The 17,120-nt window shown below is 36.0% G+C and carries 20 protein-coding genes; 1 reads left to right on the forward strand and 19 read right to left on the reverse strand.

Translation table 11 applies throughout. From position 1 onward, the window contains the following. Positions 1 to 164: 164 nt before the first annotated feature. The 10 genes from purR to metG form a co-directional block, all read right to left on the reverse strand. Positions 165 to 1,013, reverse strand: a complete 849-nt coding sequence (gene purR, locus CN326_RS00170) for a pur operon repressor (RefSeq protein WP_098304992.1) — start codon at positions 1,011 to 1,013, stop codon at positions 165 to 167. Between the two features lie 54 nt (positions 1,014 to 1,067). Further along, complete coding sequence (ispE, locus tag CN326_RS00175; protein WP_141524939.1) at positions 1,068 to 1,937, reverse strand: 4-(cytidine 5'-diphospho)-2-C-methyl-D-erythritol kinase; 870 nt, start codon at positions 1,935 to 1,937, stop codon at positions 1,068 to 1,070. A gap of 185 nt (positions 1,938 to 2,122) precedes the next feature. After that, positions 2,123 to 2,302, reverse strand: a complete 180-nt coding sequence (sspF, locus tag CN326_RS00180) for an acid-soluble spore protein SspF (protein WP_001985066.1) — start codon at positions 2,300 to 2,302, stop codon at positions 2,123 to 2,125. Between the two features lie 95 nt (positions 2,303 to 2,397). Next, positions 2,398 to 2,673 carry a biofilm formation stimulator Veg gene (gene veg, locus CN326_RS00185; RefSeq protein ID WP_098304996.1) on the reverse strand — a complete coding sequence of 92 codons (276 nt, stop codon included), beginning with the start codon at positions 2,671 to 2,673 and terminating at the stop codon, positions 2,398 to 2,400. Positions 2,674 to 2,812: 139 nt separating this feature from the next. Next, positions 2,813 to 3,676 carry a sporulation peptidase YabG gene (gene yabG / locus CN326_RS00190; protein WP_098304998.1) on the reverse strand — a complete coding sequence of 288 codons (864 nt, stop codon included), beginning with the start codon at positions 3,674 to 3,676 and terminating at the stop codon, positions 2,813 to 2,815. 109 nt (positions 3,677 to 3,785) lie between these two features. Then, positions 3,786 to 4,661, reverse strand: coding sequence for a 16S rRNA (adenine(1518)-N(6)/adenine(1519)-N(6))-dimethyltransferase RsmA (rsmA, locus tag CN326_RS00195; protein ID WP_098305000.1), 876 nt, complete (start codon positions 4,659 to 4,661; stop codon positions 3,786 to 3,788). Continuing rightward, complete coding sequence (gene rnmV, locus CN326_RS00200; protein ID WP_098305002.1) at positions 4,658 to 5,215, reverse strand: ribonuclease M5; 558 nt, start codon at positions 5,213 to 5,215, stop codon at positions 4,658 to 4,660. The genes rsmA and rnmV overlap by 4 nt, the downstream gene beginning before the upstream one ends. Before the next feature lie 125 nt (positions 5,216 to 5,340). Beyond that, on the reverse strand, positions 5,341 to 6,537 hold the full coding sequence (locus CN326_RS00205; protein ID WP_098305004.1) for a resuscitation-promoting factor: 1,197 nt from the start codon (positions 6,535 to 6,537) through the stop codon (positions 5,341 to 5,343). A 142-nt stretch (positions 6,538 to 6,679) separates the two neighbouring features. Continuing rightward, entirely contained in the window at positions 6,680 to 7,447 is a 768-nt protein-coding gene (locus CN326_RS00210; protein ID WP_098305006.1) for a TatD family hydrolase, read from the reverse strand. 178 nt (positions 7,448 to 7,625) lie between these two features. Continuing rightward, positions 7,626 to 9,608 (reverse strand): methionine--tRNA ligase, encoded by a 1,983-nt coding sequence (gene metG / locus CN326_RS00215; protein ID WP_098305008.1) that lies wholly within the window; start codon positions 9,606 to 9,608, stop codon positions 7,626 to 7,628. A 367-nt stretch (positions 9,609 to 9,975) separates the two neighbouring features. Between metG and CN326_RS00220 the strand changes: the two genes are divergently transcribed. Further along, a complete protein-coding gene (locus CN326_RS00220) occupies positions 9,976 to 10,260 on the forward strand; it encodes a transition state genes transcriptional regulator AbrB (protein WP_098305010.1) in 285 nt (94 codons plus the stop codon). A 28-nt stretch (positions 10,261 to 10,288) separates the two neighbouring features. Here the strand turns inward: CN326_RS00220 and rsmI are convergent, their stop codons facing one another. The 9 genes from rsmI to CN326_RS00265 all read right to left on the reverse strand — a co-directional run bounded on the left by rsmI (position 10,289) and on the right by CN326_RS00265 (position 16,823). Further along, positions 10,289 to 11,155, reverse strand: coding sequence for a 16S rRNA (cytidine(1402)-2'-O)-methyltransferase (rsmI, locus tag CN326_RS00225; protein WP_098305012.1), 867 nt, complete (start codon positions 11,153 to 11,155; stop codon positions 10,289 to 10,291). Then, the gene (locus CN326_RS00230; protein WP_098305014.1) at positions 11,124 to 11,414 is read right to left on the reverse strand and encodes a GIY-YIG nuclease family protein; all 291 of its coding nucleotides are present in this window, start codon (positions 11,412 to 11,414) and stop codon (positions 11,124 to 11,126) included. The genes rsmI and CN326_RS00230 overlap by 32 nt, the downstream gene beginning before the upstream one ends. Continuing rightward, positions 11,401 to 12,141, reverse strand: coding sequence for a tRNA1(Val) (adenine(37)-N6)-methyltransferase (locus tag CN326_RS00235; protein ID WP_098305016.1), 741 nt, complete (start codon positions 12,139 to 12,141; stop codon positions 11,401 to 11,403). Before CN326_RS00235 ends, CN326_RS00230 begins: the two co-directional genes overlap by 14 nt. Positions 12,142 to 12,287: 146 nt before the next feature. Continuing rightward, the gene (yabA, locus tag CN326_RS00240) at positions 12,288 to 12,638 is read right to left on the reverse strand and encodes a DNA replication initiation control protein YabA (protein ID WP_141524940.1); all 351 of its coding nucleotides are present in this window, start codon (positions 12,636 to 12,638) and stop codon (positions 12,288 to 12,290) included. A gap of 14 nt (positions 12,639 to 12,652) precedes the next feature. Further along, positions 12,653 to 13,480: a PSP1 domain-containing protein gene (locus tag CN326_RS00245; protein WP_098305020.1), complete on the reverse strand. Its 828-nt coding sequence runs from the start codon at positions 13,478 to 13,480 to the stop codon at positions 12,653 to 12,655. 4 nt (positions 13,481 to 13,484) lie between these two features. Then, on the reverse strand, positions 13,485 to 14,468 hold the full coding sequence (gene holB / locus CN326_RS00250) for a DNA polymerase III subunit delta' (protein ID WP_098305022.1): 984 nt from the start codon (positions 14,466 to 14,468) through the stop codon (positions 13,485 to 13,487). A gap of 32 nt (positions 14,469 to 14,500) precedes the next feature. Further along, positions 14,501 to 15,127 carry a dTMP kinase gene (gene tmk / locus CN326_RS00255; protein WP_098305024.1) on the reverse strand — a complete coding sequence of 209 codons (627 nt, stop codon included), beginning with the start codon at positions 15,125 to 15,127 and terminating at the stop codon, positions 14,501 to 14,503. An 18-nt stretch (positions 15,128 to 15,145) separates the two neighbouring features. Then, positions 15,146 to 16,555, reverse strand: a complete 1,410-nt coding sequence (locus CN326_RS00260) for an aminotransferase class I/II-fold pyridoxal phosphate-dependent enzyme (RefSeq protein WP_098305026.1) — start codon at positions 16,553 to 16,555, stop codon at positions 15,146 to 15,148. Between the two features lie 82 nt (positions 16,556 to 16,637). Then, positions 16,638 to 16,823, reverse strand: a complete 186-nt coding sequence (locus tag CN326_RS00265; RefSeq protein ID WP_098305028.1) for a sigma factor G inhibitor Gin — start codon at positions 16,821 to 16,823, stop codon at positions 16,638 to 16,640. Positions 16,824 to 17,120: the final 297 nt, after the last annotated feature.

Here is a 17,120-nt window from a genome sequence, read left to right on the forward strand (position 1 = left end):
AAGATAAAGCAGTTGCTTTATCTTTTCTCTACTCTAGCGAACAACATCTTCGTTAAATCAATCTATTGAGAAGGTTGTTTCTTCCGCTACTCGCAACCCGATTGGTAAGAACTTTTCATCAGTGAGGGCTAAAAACCCTCTACTGATGAAAGTTTCACTTTATCTTACTCAGTTTCTCCAATCATGTCAGCAAACGGACTTAAAGAGTAATTTCCTTTTTCCACTTGAATCGTCTTTTCTTTCACATCTACTTCAGACAAACGAATTAACGAAACAAAGTCATCAACAAGTCTTTCCTCAATATCACTTGATTCCACTAAAACACCAATACCTACTACATTTGCATTAAATTCCTCAAGCATGCTCATCATACCTTGCACAGTTCCGCCAGCTTTCATAAAATCATCGATAATTAATACATTTGCGCCTTCTGGAAGGCTGCGCTTTGCTAATGTCATCGTTTGAATACGCTTAGAAGAACCTGATACATAATTAATACTTACTGTTGGGCCTTCTGTTACTTTATTATCTTTTCTAGCAATCACAACCGGAACATCTAAGTAATTGGCTACTGCATATGCCAAGGGAATCCCTTTCGTTGCAACTGTCATAACAGCATCAATTGGCTGTCTCGCAAATACAGAAGCAAAGAGTCGCCCTGCGCCATTAATATAGCGTGGGTTACTTAAAAGGTCCGTCATATATAAATAACCGCCTGGAAGAATACGATCAGGATTCTCAAATAATTTGCAAAGCTCATTAATAATTTGCGTTGCTTCCTCCTGGCTTATATATGGGATATATTTCACTCCTCCTGCTGCACCTGGTACCGTTTGTAATGTGCCGACTCCTTGTTGTTCAAACGTTTGTTTAATAATGACTAAATCTTCACTAATAGAAGATTTAGCAGATTGATACCGTTCAGCAAAAAAAGTGAGAGAAACTAACTGACGAGGATTCTGAAGCAAATAATAAGTCATATCGACCAACCTTGTACTTCGTCTGATTTTCACGCTCTCACCTCAAATTACGAATATTTTAAACAAATCATAACTTATTATACGTCTTTATTCAAGACTTTCTCGCTCTCCTAATAAACGTACTGCATATACTTGATCACAAAATCCTTTTAATCCGTTATAAATACGGTGCATGCGTGAATCATGACGAACTAGACCAAAAACCGTTGGCCCACTACCACTCATTAAAACTGCATCTGCACCAAAACGTTTCATCTGTGCTTTAATATGTGCAACTTCAGGATGCATTGAAAATGTTACATCTTCTAATACATTACCGACTGTATGACAAATTCCTTCGTAGTCACCATTTTGAATCACTTCCACCATACGATCTACATTTGGGTGTGTTACACGATCTAATCGTAAATTTCCATATACATCCGCTGTTGATACACCAATATGTGGCTTTGCCAAAATAACCCAGAAAGAAGGCGGTGTCTTAATATGTTCAATTTTCTCTCCACGGCCTGTTGCAATGGCAGTCCCACCATATACACAAAATGATACATCTGATCCAATTTCGGCACCTAATTCTGCAAGTTCATCAATTGTAAGTCCAAGATTCCATAATTTATTCAAACCTCGTAATGCTGCAGCCGCATCGCTGCTTCCACCTGCTAGTCCCGCTGCAACTGGAATCGTTTTTTCAATTGCAATGGATACTCCTCTTTTTACTTGAAAGCGTTCCTTTAACAGCTTTGCCGCTTGATAAGCTAAATTTCTTTGGTCGTCTGGGACATAGCGATTATGAGATACGATTTCAATCCGGTCTTCAGATAAATCTGTTAGTTCTAACCGATCTGCTAAATCAATTGTTGTCATAATCATTTTAACTTCATGATAACCGTCCGGCCTTTTTCCTAGTACATCTAACGACAAATTAATTTTTGCTGGTGCTTTAACTAGTAGCTTCAATCTATTCACCTACTCTATGTGCTCAATCTTTTATCGTTTATTTTACCATAAATTTATAGTAGAACGATGACACTTCCCTAATTATAACGAAAAGCATCAAGAATGAAACTACTTATACCACTTTTTCGCGTGCAAAAAGCCGAGGAGCATCTCCTCGGCCACCGTAGCATAGAAGTATCTTACCGTTACTGGTTTTGTTTCATCAATTGCTGCTCTGCAATTTCAATTGCACGCTTGACCATGTTACCAGCATCTTTCGCACGAATTCCGCCCCATCCCTCTTTTTGCACAACATCATAAAATCCAAGTTCTTTCGCAAGCTCTTCTTTAAATTGATTTGACATGACTCCTCTTCGTCTACTCAATGCAAGCCCCCCTTTATAGCTACGGTACATTTAGTATGTGACACTGCCACTTTCTTCAATTCCGGAAAATATATGTAATCAAACAAAGAACATTTTTAAACAGACTGTTCCCCTAACATGACCTCATTATCTTGCGCATCATAAAATGTAAGCTCAACTGTTTCTGTTAATACGTCTGCATAACTGTAAGAAACACGCTGAAATGTATCTTCTTGTTGGTCAAGTTGAACTACAAAAACAGAACGGTATGTTTCTGCTAACACACCAGATCGTTCTATCGTTTTTCTTCGTCCACTATTCGCTTTTAGCATAAGCCTCTGACCAAGATGATGGTCCAGTGCACTTTTGATTTCGTCTAAACGTTTCGACATATCGTGCTACACCTCGCTGTAATTGGGATGGAAAGTATAAAAATATAAATCATATATGTATAGTCTGTACGTTCTTATACTTTTTTATCCAAATTTCCAAAAGCAAGCATATGAAAAGCAAGGCAAATGCTTACCTTGCTCACTCGTCATAATATTGAAAAGGCAATCCCGTTCGCAAAATCCCTTTCGTTTCAATTCCGCCAAGCCCCTTCTCACCAGTTACTGTATTGCGTATGACATCCCATACATTGACCCGTTCCATAAAAGAAGTAAAGCTCACTTTTGCTACAACATATACCGGATCTAACGCATGAATATTAATACGAGACGGCGAACTTGCAAAATTGGCTCCGGCTCGAATAAGGGCTTCAAAATGCGATTGACACGCCCCAGCAAAAATAACAGGATGATCTAATGAGGGGTACTTCTTTCGTACTGTACGTACAGCCTGTACAAAGTGCTTAGAATGACGATAAGCTGCTAAATCTCCCATTTCCCCTTTTGACTTTGTATAGGCATCATGCCCAGTAATTACTAAGATATCAGGACGAACATGTTCAATTAAATCTAGAACCTTCTCGTGCATCTCTGTTTCTTTACAATGAATACCCTGTACTGGCACACCGATTTTCGTATATAAATCTAAACATTTTCTTAAATATAAAGGATCCCCGTCAAGGTGAAGCACTTTTCCTGGCATTTGAAAGTAATTTACTTCATTTGTATAACCACCTGTTGATTGATATTCATTACGTTGCCTCATTAATACGTAATCCTGTTGGAATAAACGATATGTCTTTTCCATTGTTTCTCGTTCCTGCTTTACCCTTTTCGTATAATCCCGTTGATCAACAAGAACTAAATCTTCTATTGGTGCATCTGCTACGAGCCGAAATTCTTCTCCAAACAAAATTGCTATCGTATCTTTTATTTCTGTTACTCGAAAAAGAAGATCGCGCTGATAAGACTTTCTCTCCACTAAATCTCCAACGTGTACAGCCATTCTTCTACCTCCAAACTCGTAGGGACATATAACTCACTACGTTCTTTTGTAGCCTATGAACTTATAGAAAAAAGGGTGACAAAAAAGGCAGCTCAGAACGAGCTACCTTTTACATTTTATATGAAAATAAAGCGTTACTTAGCTTTGCAAACTCTTCAATTGATAATGTTTCTCCTCTTCGTTTCGGATCAATTTCAACTTCTGCTAATATACGCTCAAGTAATATTTTATCCTTTGGAAAACCATTTAAGTTATTAGATAAGTTATTCATTAATGTTTTACGTCGCTGCGCAAAGCTAGCTCTCACCACTTCAAAGAAGAATGTTTCATCCTTTACCTCTACAAGTGGCTTTGGACGTCTTAATAAACGAATAACTGCTGAATCTACATTTGGCTGTGGTACAAATACTGTACGCGGAACCGTCATCACTGTTTCAGGTTCTGTATAATATTGAATGGCAATTGATAATGAACCATAATCTTTTGTTCCTGGACGAGCTGCTAAACGATCAGCTACTTCTTTTTGCATCATGACCACAAAACCACGCACAGGTAATTGCTCTTCTAATAACTTAAATAAAATTGGCGTTGTTACATAGTATGGCAAGTTTGCTACTACCATTACATCTTGGACCTCTTCAAAACGCTCTTGAAATACTTCATTTACATCCGCTTTTAAGATGTCCTTATTGATTACCGTTACGTTATTATAAGGCGCTAATGTCTCTTCCAAAATAGGTAAAAGACGTTGATCAATTTCAAACGCTACAACTTTCTTAGCGCGTTTTGCCAATTGCTCTGTTAACGCTCCAATACCAGGCCCAATCTCAATTGCCCCACTCTCAGATCCAATTTCTGCGTAATCCACAATACGATTTAACACATTTGTATCAATTAAAAAGTTTTGCCCTAAACTCTTTTTAAATGAAAATCCATACTTTTCAACAATATCTTTCGTCCGATTTGGTGTTGCGATATCTTTCATTTCTTTTCCTCCTGTAATACTTGCTCATACGCTTTTGCAAAATCCTGCTTTGAAATCTGGAACATTTGCAAACGTTTATGTAACTGTTTTGCATTTGTATAACCGATCTTTAATAGCTTACCCATTCGTTCTCTGCGACTTTTTGCTTTTTCTCCGCCAACGAGTCCGGCTTCTACTAAGTCAATCCAATCAATTTCGCTCGTGTATGCTTCCATCTCCCCGTGTAAATTTTCTAAAGCACGTCGAATAGATTCATTAGAAGCATGCTCAATTCCCACACCCTTCTTCCGCTTCGCTAATGCTTCTTCTTTCGGTAAGAAGGCGTGTTTACACCCTGGTACTTTCTCAGAAATAATTTTACGAATACGCTCTCCTGGGTAATCGGGATCTGTAAAAATAATCACACCTCGTGTTTGCTGCGCTAATTTCACCTGTTCAATAACATGATCTCCAATCGCTGAACCGTTCGTTTCAATTGTATCTGCATCTACTGCACGCTTAACGGCAACCGTATCATCCTTACCTTCTACAACAATTATTTCTTTAATCTTCATAACTTCCTCCACACTCATTTCACATCTCTAATTAGTAAAACAAAAAAACGCCTACTTTTCCATTATTATTTTCCTATTAATACAATTTAAAAAGCAGAGGAGAAAAAATCCCTCTGCTTACAATATTATTGTAACACTTTAATTTTCACCTGTTTTCTTCCCCAAGAGTATGCTTGTGATTCCGTTGGCATAAGAACATCGATACGATTTCCTTTAATCGCTCCGCCCGTATCACCAGCAACTGCATATCCGTATCCTTCTACCCATACCCTTGTTCCGAGCGGAATAACGCTTGGATCTACTGCAATTAATTTCATATTGGGATTTGCCATATAATTATAGCCTCCTGCACTTACACCTTCGCAGCCCCCACAGTACGGAGAATATGCTGTTGCTTGTACATAAAATTCTTTGACAGCTACACCTTCTTCACCATCTGAAGTATGCTCTTCTTCTTTTTTTGTACCAACAGCTACAATACGATTTTTCACTTCTTGCACCACTTCTTCTTTCTGTAAGTCTCTTGAGACTTCATTTCCGTCCTCTTTTACAACTTCAAATATTTTCTTCCTTTTTCCTTCTATTCCCTCTTGAATCACTTTTTCAGTTCCCGTTAAGAGTGAAGAATCTTCTTGTCTTACTTCCGTAAAGGGAATTGGTTCTTCCACTGCATCGCTGACTTTTTCTACTCGAGTTACCTTGACCTTCATATTTCGTTGCATCACTTCCTGCAAAGCGGGTTCCACTTTATCTATTTCACTTAGTGACACTTGTCGTTCTTTCAAAAAGTCAGCGACAGTAGTCGAAGTTGACCATACTTGCTGCTCTTGACCGCTAACAGTTAACGTAACCGGGAATGCTTTTTGAATCATGACTTTTTTCGTACCCTCTAAATCTGTATGCAAACTAGGATATATTTTATCATGTTCATTAATTTCAATATGTTCTTCTACTAACAAATCTTTTACTGTCTTTGCTGTTGATTGTACTTGTTTCTCTTTCCCATCGACCATAATCATAAATGGCCTTGCTTTTTCTACATTCACCTTCATTTCACCCTTAATTTTTGTAGAAAGTGCTGGATATATATGATCTTTTTCTGTTACTTGAATCCCCTCGTCTTGTAACAATTCGCTTACAGTATTTGCATGCGTATAAATTTCTTGTTTCTTTCCATCTACTTCAATAATAATTTTATCCGTTGTCCCTGCATAAGCTACGGTCCCAACAGACCCTGAAATGATTAATGCACTCGTAAATTTTACTGCTAATTTTTTGCTCGCTTCTAACCTGGATAATAAATTCCTTGCATTTACAATCACAATAAAGTGCCCCCTTTGTCCCTGTCTAGATCAGAATTACTGAATCTCATTCTCCTACTCTTTCAAGTAGTATTACTCATCTGAAGACAAACATAGGTGAAGGAAGAAAAAGTGAGAGGAGGGATTCCTCCTCTACTTCTCATTATTGAATGCTGAATAGTCTTTTTGCATTTTCTGTTGTTTTTACCGCTACTTCTTCATAAGATAATCCTTTTAATTTTGCAATTTCCTCCGCAACAAGCTTTACGTAGCTCGGTTCATTTCGTTTTCCACGAAACGGATGAGGAGTTAAATACGGACAATCTGTTTCGATTAAAAGTTGTTCCATTGGAATTTCCATCGCAACTTCTTTTGGTTTCTTTGCATTTTTAAAAGTTACTGGCCCACCTAATGAAATAAGGAAATTCATATCAATACACTGTTTTGCGACTTCAACACTACCGCTAAAACAATGCATAATTCCTCCTACTTCAAATGCGTTTTCTTCTTTTAAAATATCTACGATGTCTTGCGTTGCGTCGCGATTATGTATGATGATTGGTAATTTCACCTTTCTCGCTAGTCTAATCTGTTTACGAAATACTTCCTTTTGCACATCTTCCGGAGACTTGTCCCAGTGATAATCTAAGCCCATTTCACCAAGTGCAACAACTTTTGGATGATTTGCTAACTCTTCTAACCATTTTAGGTGCTCTTCTGTCATATCAATTGCATCAACAGGATGCCAACCAACAGCTGCATAAATAAAGTCATATGTTTCTGCTAATTCGATTGCCTTTTTGATTGTCACTTCATCAAAACCAACTACAACTGTATAAGAAACACCAGCTTCTTTCATTCTTGCAATTACTTCCTGTAAATCCTCTTCAAATTGCTCTGCATTTAAATGTGAATGTGTATCAAACAACATAACAATAACTCCTTTTATTTGAAATAAATTCTATCATAGGTAAAAATTACTTTCCTAACAACGTAATAACAACCATATTACAATTTTGATACAAAAAAGGAAATTTTAGAAAGATTTTCGACAAGAAAAAAGATGCTTCACGAATGTTACACGTGAAACATCTCTCATTTTGTCGTTATTACTTAATTTTTGTACCATTTGGTAAATTTTGATCGACTGTTGCTAACGATAATTTTCCGTTTTCTTCGCCCGCCAAAATCATACCTTGTGATAATTCACCACGTAGTTTTACCGGTTTTAAGTTTGTAACACAAATGACCTTTTTCCCTTTTAATTCTTCTGGAGAATAAAATTTAGCAATTCCAGATACAACTTGTCGTTTTTCTGTGCCTAAATCAAGTTGTATCTTTAACAGCTTGTCTGCTTTTTTCACAGGTTCTGCATCTAACACTTCTGCTACACGTAGATCTACTTTAAAGAAATCGTCAATTGTAATTTCTTCTGCCTTTGGCTCCGCTTCTTTCTTCTCTTCTACTTTTGGAGCAGCGCCTTTCATTTGTTCTTTAATATACTCTACTTCTACTTCTACTTCTAAACGCGGGAATACAGGCTGCCCTTTCGCAACTTTTGTGCCAGTTGGAATGCAACCAATTGTAGAAAGGCTGTTCCAAGTTTTATATTCTTCATCTGTAATCCCAATTTGTTCAAAGATTTTTCCTGGTGTTTCTGTTAAAAATGGCATTAACATAATCGCTGTTTGTCGAAGTGCTTCTGCAAGATGCGCCATAACAGAAGCGAGTTTCTCACGATCACTTTCATCTTTTGCTAATACCCAAGGTTGTGTTTCATCTATATATTTATTTGTACGGCTAACAAATTGCCAAATTGTGCTTAGTGCTACCGAAAACTCCATGTTTTCCATTGAAGCTTCTACTTTTTGCAATGTATCTTTTGCAAATGTTACTAAAGTTTCATCAAATTCTGTTACATTTGCTTTGTAGGCTGGAATTTCCCCACCAAAATATTTATCAATCATTGCTACTGTACGATTTAATAAATTTCCTAAATCATTCGCAAGATCGAAGTTAATACGCTCAACAAATCCCTCTGGTGTAAATACACCATCTGATCCAAATGGTACCTCACGAAGTAGGTAGTAACGAAGTGCATCTAAACCGTAACGATTAATTAATGTGACAGGATCTACTACATTTCCTTTTGATTTACTCATTTTTCCGTCTTTCATTAAAATCCAACCATGTGCAAATACTTTTTTCGGAAGTGGTAAATCAAGAGCCATTAAAATAATTGGCCAATAAATTGTATGGAAACGAACAATTTCTTTTCCTACTAAATGAACATCTGCTGGCCAATATTTTTTATACTTTTCTTCATTCGCTGTTCCGTAACCTAATGCCGTAATATAGTTAGATAATGCATCTACCCACACGTAAATAACATGCTTCGGATTACCCGGTACACGAACACCCCAGTCAAAAGAAGTACGAGAAACAGCTAAATCTTCTAATCCTGGTTTAATAAAATTATTAATCATTTCATTTTTGCGTGATTCTGGTTGAATGAAGTGTGGATTATCTTCATAGAACTTTAATAGTCGATCTACATATTTCCCCATTCTAAAGAAATATGATTCTTCACGAACAAGTTCTACTGGATGACCACTATCTGGGCTCTTTCCACCAATTACTTTTCCATTTTCCATCACTGGGTCAACAAGTTGATGCTCTGTATAGAATGTTTCATCTTGTACAGAATACCAACCTTCATATTCATCAAGATAAATATCACCTTGATTAACAAGTTGCTTAAAGATTTTTTCTACAACTTCTTTATGACGATCTTCTGTTGTACGGATAAAATCATCATAAGAAATATCCATTTTTCCCCACAACTCTTTAATTCCTGCTACAATGTTATCAACATACGCTTGTGGTGTAACATTTAATTCTTCTGCTTTCTTTTGAATCTTTTGTCCATGTTCATCAGTGCCTGTTAAATAGTAGACATCATATCCTTGCATACGTTTATAGCGTGCCATTGCATCCCCCGCTACCGTCGTATAAGCATGTCCGATGTGAAGTTTTCCACTTGGATAATAAATCGGAGTGGTAATGTAAAAGGTCTTATTTTCCTCTGTCATTGTTTTGAACCTCCCAAATGACCTCATATGTATTTATAAACAGTATATCAAAAACTTAGGTATAAAGACGAGTGAATGCTCTATATCTTTATCATCTATTACTCATATTAAGAAAAAATATACATTTTAACACTTCGGAATTATCAATAAAATTAAGATAATAAAATAAATCTCTCTATACATCTATTATTTTTTAGTATATATAATAAGTAGATGCGAAAATCTACAAAACTTTTATAAATTTTACAATTAAAGAATTGACGGAAATGTCAATGATTGGTATCATATGTGCATAGGGTATTTTGTCGAAAAATGACGAATTCAAATAGATGTACAAACTTGCAAAATATGAGGAGGAGAAACAAATATGAAATCTACTGGTATCGTTCGTAAAGTTGATGAATTAGGCCGCGTTGTAATTCCAATTGAATTACGCCGCACACTAGGTATTGCAGAAAAGGATGCTCTTGAAATCTACGTTGATGACGAGAAAATTATCTTAAAAAAATATAAGCCAAACATGACTTGCCAAGTAACTGGTGAAGTTTCTGATAGTAACCTTTCATTAGCTGAAGGTAAAATCATTTTAAGCCCAGAAGGCGCAGAGCAAATCTTAAAAGAATTACAACAATTTATCGCAGCAGCAAAATAAAGCTTCTCTAATAGAGAAGCTTTATTTTTTAAACATGGTATGCTTGATATACATCTCGTTTCGACATATTTCGATCTTTTGCAACTATTTTAATTGCTTCTTTAGAAGAAAGGCCTTTCTCCTCTATGTAGTATTCAACATGTCCCTCAACAGTTAACGTTTCCCACCACGCTTCTTCATCTACAGCTTCTTCCGTAGAACCTTCTACTAGAACACAAAACTCTCCGCGCACTTCATTTTCCTTTGCCCAATGAATGACTTCCTCTAAGGAACCACGAATAAATTCTTCAAATTTCTTCGTAAGCTCACGACACAATACAACATTTCTATTCCCTAACACATCTTTCATAGAAATTAATGTTTCTCCTAATCGATGTGGCGCTTCGTAAAACATCATTGTATTTGGAATATAGCGTAACTTCTCTAATTCTGCTTTACGCTCTTTTTTATGTCTCTGTAAAAATCCATAGAAATAAAAGTGCTTTGTCTCTAATCCAGAGGCAATTAATGCTGTAAGCGCAGCATTTGGACCAGGAAGGGGCACAACTGAATACTGCTGCTCTACTGCTTGTACAACGATGTCATAACCAGGATCCGAAATACATGGCATACCTGCATCACTGACAATTGCTACCGTTTTTCCTTGTTCTAACATATCTAAAATTTTTCGACCGCTCACTTCTTTATTATGCTCATGATAACTCATTACCGGTGTTTCAATTTCAAAATAATTACATAGTTTTTTCGTTTGCCTTGTATCCTCTGCTGCAATAAAGTCTGCTTCTTTTAATATACGAATCGCGCGAAATGTCATATCTTCTAAATTTCCAATTGGAGTTGGAACTAAATATAATGTTCCTCTCTCATTCATTTGAAAGCTTTTTTGCTGCCACATAATAGTCTCCTTTTTGTATATACTCATCTTTTTGTTTCCGTTTTAACTGCTTAAAACGATATTCTGCCTGCATTGCAGTCCTTTTTTCTTCATAAGTTTCAAAGTATTTTAACCTAACAGGACGCCTTGCTCTTGTATAGCGTGCTCCTTTTCCGCTATTATGAGCTTCAATTCGCTTCTCTAAATGGTTTGTATATCCCGCATAGTAGCTCCCATCGGCACATTCAACAACATAAAAATAATGCTTATTCTGCTCCATATAAAATCGCGTTCATTTCTTTCGTATATTCGTTATTATCTTTATATACAAAAAGAGGCGGCAAAATTTTCAAATCAGCATTCCCATCTTTAATACCTTCAATTAATAACGTATTGGCTTCTTTACCTACTTTTGGATATACAAATTGGAGGCGTTTTGGTTCAATTTTATATTTTCTCATAAGCGTTACAATATCAAGTAAACGGCCAGGACGATGTACAAAGGCCACTTTTCCCCCTTGCTTAACAAGTTGGCTGCTAACACGTACAACGTCTTCTAACGTACACATAATTTCGTGACGAGCAATCGCTAAATGCTCATTAAAATTTTGTTCAGAAGGTTTTGGTGTTTGAAAGTATGGTGGATTGCATGTAACAACATCAAACTGATGTCGCCCTATTTGCTCTGGCATATGCTTTAAATCACCATGAATAAGCTGTATTCTCTCTTCTAAATCATTATATTGAACACTTCTAACACCCATGTTGTAAATACGCTCTTGTATTTCAACTCCCGTAATCTTCCCTTTCGTACGGGAACTTAATAAAAGAGGAATCACTGCATTTCCTGTGCACAAATCTAATATATTCCCTTTCTGAATTGGCATCCACGCAAAGTTTGCTAATAATACTGCATCTAATGAAAAATTAAATACTGACGGACTTTGAATAATTTTCATATCTTTTGATAGTAAATAATCTAAACGTTCATCTCCATACAATTGCATATATTTCTTTCCTTCCTCATCATTCAAGCTTATTTTAACAGACGTTAAGACAATCTATGCTATGTTCATAACAGTCTAATCTGTTTTACTTATATTTTGGTTATATGTACAAAAAATTACCTTTCCAATTTATTGGAAAGGTAATTTTATTTTTTATTTAAAAAGGATAAACAGAATAAACAATCCCCTTCTTTACGTACACTTCCATAATGCAAATTACAAATATGAAAACCCTCTTGATACAGGCGTGCCAAATTATCATATCCTTCACCGATATCTATTTTAGGCTTTATCTCTTTTCGTTTATTCGACTTTTGTTTCTGCTTATTCTGAATTTCTTCAAAACGATTTCGCAAATTTTCATTTTCCATTTTAATATGTTGGTTTTCTTCAAGTAGCTCTGCGAGATGCTGCTTTAGCTCTCCCAACTGTTTATAGAGATATCCAATTTGCTCTTCCATACTAGAAACCGCTGCAAAAATATCTTTTTTCTCCACAAGCACCCACCTCATTAATCTGTGGTTTGACTCGAAACGACCCCTTTATTTATTAATTCATCTAACGTATATTCTACTATCCGTTCCTTGTCTACTAATTCCACTTGAATTAATCTTTCTAAAATATTTAACCCGATTACACGACCAAGACCATGCGGTGTTTGTATTTTTTCATCTAAATCTGGAAGCTGCTCTTTTGCTGCTTCATATTCATCATTTTCATACTTTAAACAACACATCAGTCGACCACATAACCCAGAGATTTTCGCAGGATTTAATGATAAATTTTGATCTTTTGCCATTTTAATGGATACAGGTTCAAAATCCCCTAAAAAAGTAGAACAGCACAGCATTCGACCGCATGGACCAATACCGCCAAGCATTTTTGCTTCATCACGAACACCAATCTGTCTTAACTCGATTCTTGTCCGAAAAATAGCGGCTAAGTCTTTTACAAGCTCACGAAAATCAATACGACCATCCGCTGTAAAATAAAAAATAACCTTATTGCGATCAAATGTATATTCCACGTCAACAAGTTTCATATCAAGATCATGCTCGACTACTTTTTGCTGACAAACTTGATACGCTTCTTTTGCTGCACGTTTATTTTCCTCAACAATTGTACGATCATTTTCATCTGCGATACGGATGACTTTCTTTAATGGGAGTACAACATCATTTTCATCGACTTGTTTCTTCGTGATGACAACTTTCCCATATTCAATTCCCCGTACTGTTTCCACGATCGCAAATTCATTTTCTGAGATATCAAATTGATTTGGGTCAAAGTAATACACTTTTCCGGCCTTCTTAAAACGAACACCTACTACATCATACAAACGGTCATCCCTCCTGCAACCGCAACACTAACTGTTCGAACACAAGCTGCGCATTTACATTAGCGTTGATTCTATTTTTTGCTTCTAATATATTGAAAAGAGCCGATACAATGCGCTTTTGAGAATAGGAAAAAGATTGGAATAACCCTTTTTGGTCTTGAAAAACTAGACGATCTTCTTCTCCCAATTGAACATATAATAAATCCTTATAAATAAGGAGCAACATATCTAATCCTAACTGTAATTGTTCTTTCTCTCCAAAATGCTTCACCCACTTCTCCTGTACAAAAAAAAGAGACGTGGTATCTTTCTCTAGGGCTTCACATAATTTTATCACTAAAGTTCGTGCTTGTGCAAACCATTCATCACCACAAAACGATAATGCCTCATCAAAACTATTTGTAAGTTCAGCCGCAAGATTCCCTAAAGAAAAACTTACTTCTTCCCTTTGTAACCGATTTACCAGAGCATCTTTTGGAAGAGAGCGAAATGTAACAATTTGACATCGTGATAAAATGGTACTTAAAATTTGATGACTTTGCTCCGTTAATAAAATAGCTGTCGTATCACTGCTCGGTTCTTCTAAAAATTTAAGCAATGTATTCGCGGCGTTTGTCGTCATCTTATCTGCATGCTCAATAATATATATTTTTTTAGTTGCTTCTAGACCGGTTTTAGAAAACTCTTCTTGTAATTCGTGAATTTGCTGTTTCTTAATTGATAGCCCATCTGGTGTAACCGTATATACGTTTGGGTGATTACCCGAATGAATACGTCGGCAATTCGTACATGTATGACAAGGTTCTACTCCATTTCGCTGCAAACAAAGAAAACTTTTCGCCATTTGCATAGCTGTTTCAAGCTTCCCTGTTCCTTTTGGCCCTTCTAACAAATAAGCGTGGGATATACGCTCTTTTGCAATACTATTCATTAACATTTTTACAACAATGGGTTGTATAAGAGACAGTTGTTCCCACGTCTTCGTCATGTTTCATACCTCACTTTTTATACTTTCTTCTATTATAACAACTTTTGTTCAATAAGCTGAGTAACTTCTTCTACAACAGCTTCCATTGGTCGATCTGCATTTACAACGACGATGCGATCCGCAAATCGATCTACTAATTGTAAATATCCTTCACGAACACGTTTATGAAACTCCATACTTTCTAAATCTAAACGGTTTACTTCTCTATTATCATCTTTTCTAATACGTGCTAAGCCAACCTCTGGATCAATATCTAAATAGATTGTAATATCCGGCATACAATCTTCTGTCGCAAAACGATTAATTTCAAACACCTTGTCGACACCAAGACCTCTTGCATATCCTTGATAAGCAAGGGAGCTATCAATAAAACGATCACATATTACAATATAACTATCTTCTAAGGCTGGCATGACTTTCTCTACTAGATGTTGTCTGCGTGCTGCAGCATATAATAATGCTTCTGTACGTGCTTCCATCATTGTATGCTCTTTTTTATGTAAAATGGTACGAATTTCTTCTGAAATTGTAATACCACCTGGTTCGCGTGTTGCCATTACTTTTTGTTCCTTCTTCTCAAAGTACGGCAATAATTTTGTAATTAATGTAGATTTTCCTGATCCTTCTGGTCCTTCAATTGTTACAAACAATCCCTTCATCTATAAAAACCTCTTTCTCTATATATCATATACAGTAATATTTTTTGTATTTCCTTGAAAACGTGCACCAGTCTCTTCTAAATAAGAAATTTGATTTATATGCTCTAACGTAATTTCTTCTCCATACATAAGCAAAGGAATCCCTGGTGGATACGGTATAATCATCTCGGCCGCAATCATACCTAACGCCTCCTGTAAAGGTACAACTTTTTTCTTATACTTCTCCAACTCCTTATATGTAAACGATAAAGAAGATAAATTTTCTTTATCAGGATAATAAATACACGGCCTAGTATCTTCTACATCATATGAGCATAGTGCACCTTGTAGCCTATCAATTACTTTTATATAATCCTCATTTACTTGGAGTGGTAAGATAAGTAAAACATTATAGGGATCTGCCATTTCAACATACATACCGATCTCTTCAAATACACGTTGTAATTCATATCCAGAGAGCTTACAGCGTGTTTGCACTGTTACTTTTAATGCATCTTGTATTGGATACTCTAAAACAGCAAATTGTGGAATACGATTTAATGCTGTACGAATTTGCTGAGTAAATGTAGCAATCTCCTTACAACCTTCTTCTTTTATCTTCGCTAATGCAAAACGGGCTATATCTAATGAAGCCATTATTGGATAAGACGGACTACTAGATTGCAATATATTTAAATAAGAAGAAACCTTTTCTTCATCAACGAGAGTGCTATTTACATGTAAGTATGATCCCATTGTCATTGCTGGTAATGTTTTATGAGCTGAATGAACAACGATATCAGCTCCGTATGCAAGTGCCGATTTTGGAAAAGGCTCTCCAACACAAAAATGCGCTCCATGTGCCTCATCTACCAAAACAGGAATACGATGTGCATGTGCTAATGCAACACTCTTTTCTAAATCTACACCCATACCATAATAATTGGGATGCGTTAAAATAAGAGCTTTCGCTTGTGGATATTGTTGAATTGCAGCTTCAATCACTTCATAAGGAACACCCACCGGTACACCATACTTTTCATCAATCCATGGCTCTAGAAAGACAGGACGTGCCCCAGCTAATTTAAGACCATTCATAATGGATTTATGAGCATTTCTTTGTACAAAAACCGTATCATGTTCATTACAGCATGCTAACAGCATAGCTAAATTCCCAACGGTTGAACCATTGATTAAAAAATAACTTTTTTGTGCTTCATATAAATCTGCTAATAATTGTTGTGCTTCTTCTATACATTCAAATGGACTATGAAGATCATCAAGTCCAGTAAGCTCTGTTACGTCAATAGAAAGTATATCATGAAAATACTCCTGTGCTTCATCTGGAAAATTCGTTCCACTTTTATGACCTGGAACATGAAAGGATACTGGCTTCTTACTTACAAAGGTCTTTAATGCTTCATATAAGGGCATTTTTCTTTGATCCATACTCACTCTTCCTTATTATTCATTCTCTCTACATTATACCGAGATTTGTACAAAAAAAATAATAGGCAAATATGCCTATTTTCTAACGCGATACTTGTATCTTTCGCAATTGCTGTAAATAAAACATATACTTCGGATTATTTGTACTTGTTTCTATCATTTCTCGCTCACATGATTCACATATAAAACTCGTATACAAATGAATTCCACTATCCTTCTTATGTTCACACACAATACAAATCTCTTCTTTTGTTGTAACGTACCCCATATATTCGCTTATTTATCGTAGTCTATCTAACCATCATTATATAAAACTAGACAAACGATAATTAAGCCTTCCTCCCCTCTATACGAAATGAAACAATACATTTATAAGCGTTAACACTTTTTTAAAATATATACGTCCTTTTACACTTTTAGTGTATGAATCATTTCTAGGCAAAGTGTCTGTCTGAGAAATAGTTGAATCAACCTGCCCTTATAGACGGTACCCCATCTATTTCTTAAGAGTGAATCCTACTACTCGAGAATACCGGGGTAAAAATAAAAAGACGAGTCCAATGAC

Origin of the sequence: Bacillus sp. AFS018417, assembly GCF_002560985.1 — a bacterium.
GTDB classification, from domain to species: Bacteria; Bacillota; Bacilli; order Bacillales; family Bacillaceae_G; genus Bacillus_A; species Bacillus_A rhizoplanae.